Origin of the sequence: Staphylococcus sp. LKG4-2 (assembly GCF_050955665.1) — a bacterium.
GTDB classification, from domain to species: Bacteria; Bacillota; Bacilli; order Staphylococcales; family Staphylococcaceae; genus Staphylococcus; species Staphylococcus saprophyticus.
Map to the genome: position 1 here is coordinate 1,571,327 of NZ_CP194532.1, position 11,889 is coordinate 1,583,215.

Annotated in this window: 11 protein-coding genes; 9 read left to right on the plus strand and 2 right to left on the minus strand. The window is 31.1% G+C overall.

From position 1 onward, the window contains the following. Positions 1–82: 82 nt before the first annotated feature. The 6 genes from ACM6UH_RS07805 to ACM6UH_RS07830 all read left to right on the plus strand — a co-directional run bounded on the left by ACM6UH_RS07805 (position 83) and on the right by ACM6UH_RS07830 (position 9,012). Entirely contained in the window at positions 83–1,216 is a 1,134-nt protein-coding gene (locus ACM6UH_RS07805; RefSeq protein ID WP_048787372.1) for a THUMP domain-containing class I SAM-dependent RNA methyltransferase, read from the plus strand. Positions 1,217–1,255: 39 nt separating this feature from the next. Beyond that, positions 1,256–2,161 carry an EamA family transporter RarD gene (gene rarD / locus ACM6UH_RS07810; RefSeq protein ID WP_048787387.1) on the plus strand — a complete coding sequence of 302 codons (906 nt, stop codon included), beginning with the start codon at positions 1,256–1,258 and terminating at the stop codon, positions 2,159–2,161. Between the two features lie 265 nt (positions 2,162–2,426). After that, a complete protein-coding gene (locus ACM6UH_RS07815) occupies positions 2,427–3,062 on the plus strand; it encodes an SDR family oxidoreductase (protein ID WP_011303088.1) in 636 nt (211 codons plus the stop codon). A gap of 391 nt (positions 3,063–3,453) precedes the next feature. Further along, entirely contained in the window at positions 3,454–4,221 is a 768-nt protein-coding gene (locus ACM6UH_RS07820) for an autolysin (RefSeq protein ID WP_048787371.1), read from the plus strand. Positions 4,222–4,669: 448 nt separating this feature from the next. Continuing rightward, positions 4,670–8,110 carry a dynamin family protein gene (locus ACM6UH_RS07825; RefSeq protein ID WP_048787370.1) on the plus strand — a complete coding sequence of 1,147 codons (3,441 nt, stop codon included), beginning with the start codon at positions 4,670–4,672 and terminating at the stop codon, positions 8,108–8,110. 20 nt (positions 8,111–8,130) lie between these two features. Continuing rightward, positions 8,131–9,012 carry a 5'-3' exonuclease gene (locus ACM6UH_RS07830; protein WP_048787369.1) on the plus strand — a complete coding sequence of 294 codons (882 nt, stop codon included), beginning with the start codon at positions 8,131–8,133 and terminating at the stop codon, positions 9,010–9,012. A gap of 275 nt (positions 9,013–9,287) precedes the next feature. Here the strand turns inward: ACM6UH_RS07830 and ACM6UH_RS07835 are convergent, their stop codons facing one another. Continuing rightward, positions 9,288–9,695, minus strand: a complete 408-nt coding sequence (locus ACM6UH_RS07835) for a ribonuclease HI family protein (protein WP_002483280.1) — start codon at positions 9,693–9,695, stop codon at positions 9,288–9,290. Positions 9,696–9,857: 162 nt separating this feature from the next. On the opposite strand from ACM6UH_RS07835, the gene ACM6UH_RS07840 reads away from it, so the two are divergent. Next, positions 9,858–10,439: an RBBP9/YdeN family alpha/beta hydrolase gene (locus ACM6UH_RS07840; RefSeq protein WP_433911949.1), complete on the plus strand. Its 582-nt coding sequence runs from the start codon at positions 9,858–9,860 to the stop codon at positions 10,437–10,439. Positions 10,440–10,455: 16 nt separating this feature from the next. On the opposite strand, the gene ACM6UH_RS07845 is transcribed toward ACM6UH_RS07840, so the two are convergent. Next, positions 10,456–11,160, minus strand: coding sequence for a queuosine precursor transporter (locus ACM6UH_RS07845; protein WP_002483282.1), 705 nt, complete (start codon positions 11,158–11,160; stop codon positions 10,456–10,458). A 251-nt stretch (positions 11,161–11,411) separates the two neighbouring features. On the opposite strand from ACM6UH_RS07845, the gene ACM6UH_RS07850 reads away from it, so the two are divergent. Beyond that, positions 11,412–11,606, plus strand: a complete 195-nt coding sequence (locus ACM6UH_RS07850) for a zinc-finger domain-containing protein (protein WP_011303093.1) — start codon at positions 11,412–11,414, stop codon at positions 11,604–11,606. Positions 11,607–11,623: 17 nt separating this feature from the next. Further along, positions 11,624–11,881, plus strand: coding sequence for a NifU N-terminal domain-containing protein (locus ACM6UH_RS07855; RefSeq protein ID WP_047503807.1), 258 nt, complete (start codon positions 11,624–11,626; stop codon positions 11,879–11,881). Positions 11,882–11,889 lie beyond the last annotated feature (8 nt).

Consider the following 11,889-nt stretch of genomic DNA (forward strand, 5'->3'; position numbering starts at 1 on the left):
CACATCTTTAGGCAATGCCATATCTATTTAAAATAACTTTTGATAAAATAAAAGCAAATCATTATAAAGAAGGAGCAAAACAATGTATCAATTACTAGCAGTATGCCCAATGGGATTAGAAGCAGTTGTAGCTAAGGAAATTCAGGAATTAGGTTACGACACAACTGTTGAAAATGGTAGAATCTTTTTTGAAGGCGACGAAACTGCCATTGTTAAATGTAATTTATGGTTACGCACAGCAGATAGAATCAAAATTGTTGTTGGCCAATTTAAAGCCACAACCTTTGATGAATTATTTGAAAAAACAAAGGCACTACCTTGGGAAACGCTCATTGAACAAGATGGTAATTTCCCAGTACAAGGTCGAAGTGTTAAATCTACATTATTTAGTGTACCTGATTGCCAAGCCATCGTGAAAAAAGCAATCGTTGAGCGTTTGAGACGTGCATATCAAGCAAGTGGCTGGTTAAATGAAACGGGCGCTAAATATCCAATTGAAGTAGCCATTTTAAAAGATAATGCACTTTTAACTATAGATACTTCTGGTTCAGGTTTAAATAAACGTGGTTATCGTTTAGCGCAAGGTGAAGCTCCTATCAAAGAAACACTTGCTGCTAGCCTTATCCGTTTAGCGAACTGGACAGGTGACACACCTTTAGTGGATCCATTTTGTGGTTCTGGTACGATAGCAATTGAAGCATGTTTAATCGCTCAAAATATTGCGCCTGGATTTAACCGTGATTTCGTTTCTGAGAATTGGGATATTATGCCAGATCGTTTATATGATGAAATGAGAGATGAAGCTGATCAACAAGCGAATTATGACCGTAAATTAGAAATTTATGCATCTGATATCGATTCTGAAATGATAGAAATAGCACGAAGAAATGCAGAAGAAGTTGGATTAGCCGACATCATTCAGTTTAGTGTTAAAGATGTTAATACACTTACCATTGATGAAGATAAACCTATGGCTTTAATAGGCAATCCACCTTATGGTGAACGTATCGGGGATAGAGATAAAGTAGAAGAAATGTACCGCTACATCGGAGAACTTATGCAACAACATTCGCAACTATCTACATATATTCTTACAAGTAGTACAGAATTCGAATTTTTAGTAAATAAAAAAGCGACTAAACGTAGAAAACTATTTAATGGTTATATTGAATGTACATATTACCAATATTGGGGAGACAAAAAGCCTCGTTCTTAGTTTTTAGTGCAATTAGTATTTTGGAAAGCGGTGACTCAATTGAATACAGAATTTAAAAAAGGCTTTTTCTTTGCGTTCGGAGCATATATTCTTTGGGGTATACTCCCTATATATTGGGAATTAATTAGTGATATTGGTGCATTTGAAATATTAGCATTTAGAATTGTATTATCGATGGTGTTTATGTTATTCATCTTAATCATAACGAAAAATACGGCTCCATTTAAACGGGATATTAAACAACTTTTTACAAATCCTATCCAACTTATTGCTATCATTGCAGCGGGTTATGTTATTACAATAAATTGGGGTACTTTTATATGGGCCGTTACAAATGGACATGTACTTCAGTCAAGTTTAGGTTATTATATCAATCCACTGGTCAGTATTTTGTTGGCGCTTATATTTTTAAAAGAACGTTTTAATAAGCTTGAATGGATAGCCATAGGCCTAGCGGTTATCGGAGTACTCTATATGACGTTGAAAATGGGCGTCTTCCCAGGCATTTCATTGTTACTTGCAGGTTCTTTTGGTGTCTATGGATTAATTAAAAAAATAGTCCCTATCGATGCAATAAGTAGCATTACAATTGAATGTATTGTTACTGCTCCCGCTGGATTCATTTATTTATGGTATATTTGGCAAAATGGTGGTTTATCTTTTGGGATGAATAGTTCTTCATTTTGGTTAATCTTTTCAGGTGCGGTTACAGCTGTACCACTTATTTTGTTCTCGGCAGGTGCAAGACGTATTCCTTTATCTTTAACTGGTTTTATTCAGTACATAGGACCAACTTTAATGTTTATACTAGGAATATTTTTATTCAAAGAACCATTTGATATTGATCAATTAATCACATTTGTATTTATATGGATTGGTATTATTATATATAGTATTTCTCAATATTTTAAAATTAAGAAAGATAAAAATCCGATTATTCATTAGCCTTACTAAAAGTCTCTGTTCGTCGTTGCGAATAAGAGGCTTTTTTAATACCTTAAAATCTAAGCGTATACAATCGAATTCATTGATTACGTTTAAGTAGTTAGAAATAGGATAACTATAATATTGTGAGTACTATGAAGTGTCATTAAACAGAAAATGTGAACTTTCAAGCATTTATAATTATAATATAAACGAACCTAAAAATATCTTATAAACGATATGGACAACATATCTCGTATTACAATAAAAGAAATGGAGTGATTAAATGACTAAAGTATTAATATTGGGAGCTAATGGTGCTGTTTCTAAAGCGGCGATCAATTCATTTTTAGAAAACACTTCCTATACTTTGCGCTTATTTTTAAGAGATGCAAATCGATTACCTGATTACGCTTCTGATCGTATACGCGTTAGAGAAGGTGACGCAACAAATTTTGAAGATGTAAATCGTGCTATGGAAGACGTTGATATCGTTTTAGCTTCGTTATCTGGTGAATTAGATAAAGAAGCACAGACCATTGTAGATGCAATGAATGCGAATAATGTCAAAAGACTTATTTTCGTTACTTCCATTGGTATATATAATGAAGTACCAGGGAATTTCGGATTATGGGTACAAGATCAAATTAGTGATTATTTAGTAATTTATAGAAAAGCAGCCGATATCATTGAACAAACTGATTTAGATTACACTATTTTTAGACCTGCCTGGTTAACACATACGAACGAAATCGATTATGAAATCACCAAAAAAGATGAACCTTTTAAAGGGACAGAAGTTTCTAGAAAGAGTGTGGCAGCCATTGCAGTACAAATTGCTAAAGATCCAGCCCTTTATTCAAGAGATAATATAGGGATTAATAAACCCAATACTGATTTTGACAAACCTAGATGGAAGTAGAATAAGTCAATTTTAAAATAATTATGATTCAAGCTAAAGCACATGCATAATTACTAATAACTTAATAAATTGATAAAAAAGACTGAGACATAAATTAATGTTTCAGTTTTTTTATGTTTAAACCATCCTTAGCGCATGATTATAATTTTAAATATTAACTTATTGAAGTCGTAGCATTTTCACTGCTACTTCAACATCTTTAAATTCACTAATTTGTCGAATTCCATGCAAGTCCAGATTATTGCAACGACAGAGCGCATGAATACACATAATTTTATATATAGCGTTTTCAAGGTGGAATAATACACTTGTAGTCATGGTTTTTTGGAGTATTATAATTATTGTATTGTACAATATTTTTTATTTAAAAAATCGAAAGGAGTTTTATTCTATGTTAAAAATATTTTTGCTGTTTGTCTCCCTAATTTTAACGTCAGTTATTTTCGCTCCTACTACTTATGCCACAAATCCGTTAATAAATTTTAATGAGTCTCATTCTGCTGTGATGACACAAACTACTAAAATAAATGATATATTACTAAATGCGAATCAGCCTTCCCAAAATAAAGATACTTCAACACTTATTAATTACCCCGATGTCAATCAATATATAATTCAAAATAATATAAATCACTCAAACGTGATAAAGGACAGTAGAATGAATACACTTCCTAAATTGCCATATAAATATGGTACTTATAAAGGTGTTGTCATTCATGAAGTAGGCGAAGATAATCGAACGCTACAACAGTGGGTTGATCGGATGTATGACACATATAACACTGCCTTTGTACATGCATTTGTAGATAACAAAGAAATTCATCTTACCGCACCATCTGAATACTACGTTTGGGGTGCAGGCAAAGCGACTAATCCATATTTTTATCAGATAGAGGTTGTGCGTGCTTATACATTTGACGACTTTGCAAGATCAGTAAATAATCAAGCGTGGCTTGCTACATATATGTTAAAACAAAATGGTTTGACCCCTAGCTTTGCAGATAAGAATAAGGGGATAGGTACAATCATTAGTCATAATGCAGTAAGACAGTATTGGGGAGGTACGACACATGTTGATACTATCGCTTATTATGGAAAATGGGGATATGATATGCAACAATTTTTCGAACTAGTGACCTATCATTATAATCATATGTAAGTTATGCCTAGTCATTCATTTGCACTAAATTATTTCATAATAAAATACAGTGGATAATTAAGATACTTAAAAAAAGTGTTATTTATAGTTCAACAAAATAGCCTTTTCTTATATAGCTATAATATCCAATGTTAAAAGTGGGGTGCATAAACAAATGCCCCCTGTTGTTTTGAGATGTAAAGTGAATATATTTAAAATATGGTGTAGTTAGCATGACAATAAATAATTTTGTAATGTCATAAATTGAATATGGTGCATAAAAATATAGACTGTCACTTTAAGTAATTATTTATTCAATGACTAATGCTAATTAACTTCAAAAAAGTTCTAAGTTGTTTGATAAAATTTGCAATGAAACAATTTAATTTCAAATACTTACTTTAGACATGCAATCATTTGTTATACAATAAGGATTAATTACATATAAGTAATAAAGGGGATACGAAAGATGTCTAATACTGAGCAACTCGATATTTTATATAAATTAAAAAAAGAAGTAGAAAAATCTAAAAACGATAGACTGGTTCACATTATCAATCAGGTTATTAAAAAGGTGTTTTTAGAACAATATACAGCGACATTTGTTGGTCACTTCTCGGCTGGTAAATCCACATTAATCAATTTGTTATTAGAAGAAAGTATTTTACCAAGCTCACCTGTACCAACTACTAGTAATACCGCAATTGTATCTGTTGCTGAACAACCTGGTATCATTGCTAATTTAAGCCATCAACAATACACAATCTTAAATAACTACGATGAAGTGAAACAAATGAATCGCGAGAATTTCGATGTAGAATCTGTTGAAATTAAATTTCCATCAACTAAGTTTAATAAAGGCTTCACATTACAAGATACACCTGGGGTAGATTCAAATGTTGCAACGCACCAATCTAGCACTGAAGAATTTATGTATACAAGTAATATATTATTTTATACTGTAGATTATAATCACGTACAATCAGCATTAAACTTTCAGTTTATGAAACAACTTAATCAAGCAGGTGTACCAGTCGTATTTGTGATAAATCAGATAGATAAGCATAATGAAGAAGAAATTAGTTTCGAAACATTTAAGCGTCGTGTAGATAAATCCATCAATGAGTGGGAAATCGACCTAGATCAAACATTTTACGTTTCAAAATATGAACATGAGCATAATGAAATCACGTCACTTTCTAATTATTTAATAGAGAAAGATACGCATCGTGAATCTATAGCTGCTTATGTAGAACACATTGTTAAATTTATTACTAACGAACAATTATCTTATGTACAATATGAAATTCAGGATTTACTAGATAAGTTAGATATTAATGAAGCGGATTTTGATCAAGCTTATCTTAATTTCAAACAACATCAGGTAGTTAGTGAAGAAGCCAAACTGCTAAACAATCCTGAAGAATTATATGATTTTTTAAAGCAAAAGAGAAAAGCAATCATCGATAATGCTTATATCATGACGCATGACACAAGAGAAAAAATCAGAATATACTTAGAAAGTCGCACAAAAGATTTTAGTGTTGGCGGATTATTTAATAAAAAGAAAAAGACAGAAGAAGAACAACAACGACGATTAACTACAGTCTTAGAACACTTACAAGATAAAGTTAATCAAGAAATACGACAACCATTAAGAGAAGATATGTCATTTTTAACGAGATTCATCAATTCATCTGATATAAATGATGAGATTTTAAATCAACATTACACTATCCCTTCATCATTGATTAACGATTTATATCAAATGCAAATAACGATTAGTAATCAATATGTATTAACTTTCTGCGACGATTTGATGAAAGCACTTAAACAACATATTGCTAAAGCATCAGATCCATTATTTAAAAAAGCTATAAGCCATGCGCAAGCTAATGATATTGGTACAGAACAAGCAGATGATTACAATGATTATGAGAAGTTTATAGAAATGCGTAGCTTAAGAGAGTCATTAGAAACACAAAACTATATGCATTACTATATTCACATGGACGATTCTCTTGATAAATTGATAGATAGAAAAGAAATTACTTTCACACCGAAAAACAACAAAACTAATCTAAAGAAACAAACAAAATCTGATGTAAGTAAACAGCAGAAGCATTCCAATAATACTCAAAATATTAAAAATGCCTTGAATACCATAAAAGATGTGCCATTATTCGAACAAACAAAATCAGATATAGAAGAAACGCTTAAGAGATTAGATAAGAAAATAATAAAAATTGGTGTTTTTGGCACATTTAGTGCAGGTAAAAGTAGTTTAATCAATGCACTCTTAGGAGATGCATACTTAGTGAGTTCGCCCAACCCAACGACAGCTGCAATGACCCAATTAACTTATGGTCATGAAAGCCAAATCACATTAAAATCCTCTAAACAATTATTAGAAGAATTAAATCATGTGTTTCAAGTAGAAAATAAAACATTTAAAACAATTGAAGATTTTCTATCTAAAAACACGAATAAATTGAAAGCAACATTAGAGAAAAATAAGTTAGCTTTTGTGAACGCTGTTGAAAAGCATTACGATATGTACCAAGACATGCTCAAAGATGGGCAAATACATACGATTGCACAAGATGAAATTAAAAAGTGGAGTGCAGAGGATGAATATGCAACGTTTGTTAATACAGTTCATCTAAATTTACCTTTAGAATGGTTGAAAGATAAAATTATAGTAGATTCATTAGGTTTACATTCAAATAATCAGCGTCATACGAATGAGACAGAAAAAGTACTAACTTCTTCCGATTTAATACTTTATGTTAGTTATTTTAATCATTCATTTACGGAAAATGATAAACGTTTTATTGAACATATGAAAGAAATGAATCAATTGAACGAAAATCAGGCCTTTAAAATGATTGTCAATGCTACTGATTTAGCAGAAACGGAAGAGGATTTAAATGCTGTTATTGAGTATGTCGGTGATGCTTTAAGTCAAGTCAATATGGATTCAGATATTTTTGCAGTATCAAGTAGAGAAGCACTGAAATCAGGCAATGAGGGTATCAAACGCCTTCAAGACAGTATTCAGCACTTTACTCAAATCGAATCCAAAGATATCTTACAGCAACAAATGTTAAATCAATTAAAAAATATTTCTGAAGCTTATGAGCAAATGATTGAAGAATTTAACAATAATAAAAAACAAATTGAACAAAGAAAACAAAAGCTACAAGAATATAAAAATTCTTCAATTTTCAACAATAATATATTACAAATTGCTGAACAACGCACATCAAATGAAGTAGAAGATCAACTATACCATTTAAATGAACGATTAAAACTACAATTACAAGACGAGGTTAAATCTATTTACAATGGACAAATGACAAAAAATAGTAATTTTAATGATGAAAAACGTCAATCAACCAAAATTTACTTAGATCAGATTCACCAACGTCTATATTTAGAACAGTCCCTTTTAGTAGAACGTATCAAGAAGTATTTTCATGAACAAGTACATGCAGAGATTGCACCATTAAAACAAAAGCTTGAACAAGTACATGTATTTATACAACCTGAGTTTAGTCAAGAAATGATTGAACTTGATGACCCTTATTTAAAAATTGATTTAGAAACCATGCTCAATGCTTTACCAAAAGGTTTAACTAAGAAAACGATTTTGCAACCTAAATCTCAAAGTGCGATTCAAGAACAAATCACACACGAAACCATAGCACTTTTAGCACCTTGTATTGCAAATTTAAGACAAGCAATGAGCGACATTGTCTCTACAATGGATTACAATGCTGAAACTAAATTCAAAACATTAGAAAAAGAAGCGCATCATCAAATTCAAGAACTATTAGCATTTGAAATGGACGACGCTCTTATTAAACAATTACAAGAAACAAACGAAAAATTAAAAGCATTATTGTAAAAATAGAAAGAGGACACAATATGACCAAAAAAATATTACTAATAGACGGCATGGCTTTATTATTTCGCCACTTCTTTGCAACAAGTTCGCATAAACAATTTATGAGAAATTCATCAGGTATACCTACAAATGGTGTTCAAGGATTTGTTCGCCATGTGTTTACCGCTATCAATGAAATACAGCCTTCTCATGTCGCAGTGTGCTGGGATATGGGTAAATCAACATTTAGAAATGATATGTTTGATGGATATAAACAAAATAGACCTGCACCACCAGAAGAACTGATTCCACAATTTGACTATGTCAAAGAAGTTTCTAATCAATTTGGATTTGTAAATATTGGCGTTCAAAATTATGAAGCTGATGATGTTATCGGTACACTTGCACAACAATATTCTGATCAAAATCAAGTTTATGTCGTAACAGGTGATAAAGATATTTTGCAATGTATTAATCCTAATGTAGAAATATGGCTAACTAAAAAAGGCTTTAATATTTATAACCGCTATACTTTAGATCGTTTTCAAAGTGAATACGGGTTGAATCCTTTACAGTTAATCGATGTCAAAGCATTTATGGGAGACACAGCTGATGGTTATCCAGGTGTGAAAGGGATTGGTGAAAAAACAGCAATTAAACTCATTCAAAATCACGGGTCTGTAGAATCTGTTTTAAATGCATTAGACCAATTAACACCAGGTCAAAGAACTAAAATCGAAGCTAATATCGATAACCTTAAATTGTCAAAAACATTAGCAGAAATTCATACCAAAGTGCCTTTAAATACAGTCGATTTGCTGGATAAGATGCAATTTGGAACAGAACTTACTAAAATTCTTAATATATGTAAAGAACATGAGTTGTATGTTTCTGGTAAATATCTATCCACACATTTCAGTTAAATTCATAATTTAACTATCATAACAATGTGAATAATGTAGTAGGCAAGACACAGGAAAAGATTTTGATAGAAAATGTTTTTTTGCACCAAATGATTAAAGGTGGCTAATTTAAAAATTTACAAACCTAACTCATTTTTTTGAATCGACAAATAAGATGATAAAGTGCAGGATTATACAGTTATTTCTTTATTTAAAAACGAGACTGAGGCAACTATTAATGTCTCAGTCTCGTTTTTCGATTCATAACCGCTTCTTTGTAGTAGCTTTAGATAGCGTTATGATTTTTTGTTATGTTTGGTTATTTGATATAAACTTTGTTTTGCATGATGATTCGCTTCTTTATTTTGGTTTCTCGGTACCCAACGAACAAAGAGTAATTCAAATTTTTGTTCTAATTTTATAATTTCATTATAGTAAGATTTGAATTTTTCATTTTTTACATTCCCTCTATTAAAACTATCTTCGATAAGTTTAGAATCCGTATATACAAGGCCAGTTGTTATATTATGTGCTATAGCACATTCCAACGCGAACTGAAACGATGCCCATTCAGCACTATGGTTATCCATTTGACCCAATGATTTCGTGTAATGAAATCGTTCTTCTTCTGTGATAATGACAACTGCACTGGCACTTTCACCAGGGTTGCCAGCTGTTGCAGCATCAAAATAAATTTTCGCCATTCATATCATCCTTATAACTATATTTACATTTATACTACCAAACAAATGGTACTTGTTCTATATAAGTGAAACGATACTAATCGGATATTTAGACATTTTGACGTAAGGTGATGTATAATAAATAACATACTATAAAGGTCGGAATTAAAGGAGGCTGTTATATTGAAAAATATGTTCATCATACATGGTTACCAAGCTAGCACCGAAAATCATTGGTTTGAATGGTTAGCAACACAGATGAAATCCTATGATTATCATACTGAAATCGTATATTTACCAAATACTAATAACCCCGATTTAGATGCTTGGGACAGCGCAATTCAACATAGTTTAAATCATAAACTCGATAAGGATTCTATCATTGTTGCTCATAGCCTGGGTGTGGTTACTGTCTTAAATTATTTATCAAAAGAAAAGGTATTTAGTAATATAAAAGGGCTGTTTTTAATTTCATGTTTCAATGAACCTTTACACAATCTCCCTGAATTGAATCAATTTATCAATCAAACACAAGTACAATTTGAAAATATTAATGCGCAACATATCATAACCATAGCTGGAGATAATGACCCAGTTGTCGACATAAATGCAACAAACCGATTATCTCAACAATTAAATACAGAAACAGTCGAACTGCATCATAATGGACACTTCCAAGATTGCGATGGTTATCTTACTTTTGATTTTCTTAAAAATCAAATCACTGCTATTTTAAATAATAAAAACTCTGAAATTGGCATTTAACCAATTTCAGAGTTTTTTAATAACCTTCATCTAATTTACTAATTTTTCCTTTACGATACATGGATTTCGCCCAGTAACCAAATGGTACATTAAATATCGTTGAGATTACTTTCAATAGATACGTAGTAATAAAAATTTCAAATACTGCTGCATTTGGCATTGAACCATAAAATGCAATGGTTACAAATAAAGCAGTGTCGATTATGTTACTTATGATCGTACTACCATATGCTCTAATGATAAATGTTTTATCTGAGCTAAACACTTTTTTTATTAACGAGAAGAGTAGTACATCTAAATGTTGTCCGATTATATAGGCAACCACTGATCCCAATGCAATTCTTGGCACAAGATTAAATATTGATTCCAACGCACCTTGCGAAGTATCAATAGATGATGGTGTAAAATGCAGCGACATTTGCATTACGATAATCATAACAAGTGTTGAACTAAAGCCAATCCAGACTGCACGCTTTGCAACTTTTCTACCATAAATATCATTTAAAATATCTGTGGCAAGATATATAGAAGCAAACATTACATTACCTAATGTTGCTGAAATAGTAAATATGTCGATTGTTTTAAGAACTTGGATATTAGCAAGTACAGTTCCAATTGCAATCCATGCGATTAATCCCTGTTTCCCAAACAAGCGATACATAGCTACTAATAATAAAAAGGTAACTAAAAATGTCAGTACACCAAATATTTCGTTAAACAATTTAAATTCCTCCTAAATTTTGATAATGCGGGAGTTTAGAAACCGCAAAATAAACAACTAAGTAATTTTATCAGAAAAAATTAAAAATACAAGTGTGTTTATTCATATCGTACATAAAAAGTTGAATATCTATTTTCATAAATTTAAAGATTAAACAATCCTAGTTACAAATGATATAATGTCTTCAAGTGTCAAAACATTATAAAATGAATCAATCGATAGAAATATGATATTTTAAGTAATATAGGAGCGTGACAAACATTCTTACTTATTCTGAAAAAGAAGCTATGGCTTCAATAGATGATTTAATGAACACTTATTGCAAATCATGTTTGCTCAAACATCATATAAGAAAGTCAGAAGGTAAAACACAAGCACATCATTTTTGTATAAATGAATGTTCAATCGGCAAAGAAATTAAACAATTAGGAAATGAGTTACAATAATTAGGAGGCATTTTATTATGGAGATTTTAGAAGTATCACAAACACCAAACCCAAATACAATGAAAATCGTTTTACAATTATCAGGTGAAGATTACAAACCGAATACCTTTACTGCAGTAAAAGATAATCAACCTGAGTTTATTAACGATATTTTACAAATCGAAGGAATAAAATCTATTTTCCAAGCAATGAATTTTATCTCCGTAGATAAAAAGGCGGACTATGAGTGGGAAACACTATTACCTGAAGTAACTAAAACCTTAGAAGAAATATAAAAAGGAGT

Bases quoted from the DNA above. Each gene is read 5' to 3' on its own strand.
- ACM6UH_RS07805 (WP_048787372.1), top strand. From the start codon at position 83: ATGTATCAATTACTAGCAGTATGCCCAATGGGATTAGAAGCAGTTGTA.
- ACM6UH_RS07820 (WP_048787371.1), top strand. From the start codon at position 3,454: ATGTTAAAAATATTTTTGCTGTTTGTCTCCCTAATTTTAACGTCAGTT.
- ACM6UH_RS07815 (WP_011303088.1), top strand. From the start codon at position 2,427: ATGACTAAAGTATTAATATTGGGAGCTAATGGTGCTGTTTCTAAAGCG.
- ACM6UH_RS07830 (WP_048787369.1), top strand. From the start codon at position 8,131: ATGACCAAAAAAATATTACTAATAGACGGCATGGCTTTATTATTTCGC.
- ACM6UH_RS07855 (WP_047503807.1), top strand. From the start codon at position 11,624: ATGGAGATTTTAGAAGTATCACAAACACCAAACCCAAATACAATGAAA.
- ACM6UH_RS07835 (WP_002483280.1), bottom strand. From the start codon at position 9,695: ATGGCGAAAATTTATTTTGATGCTGCAACAGCTGGCAACCCTGGTGAA.
- ACM6UH_RS07825 (WP_048787370.1), top strand. From the start codon at position 4,670: ATGTCTAATACTGAGCAACTCGATATTTTATATAAATTAAAAAAAGAA.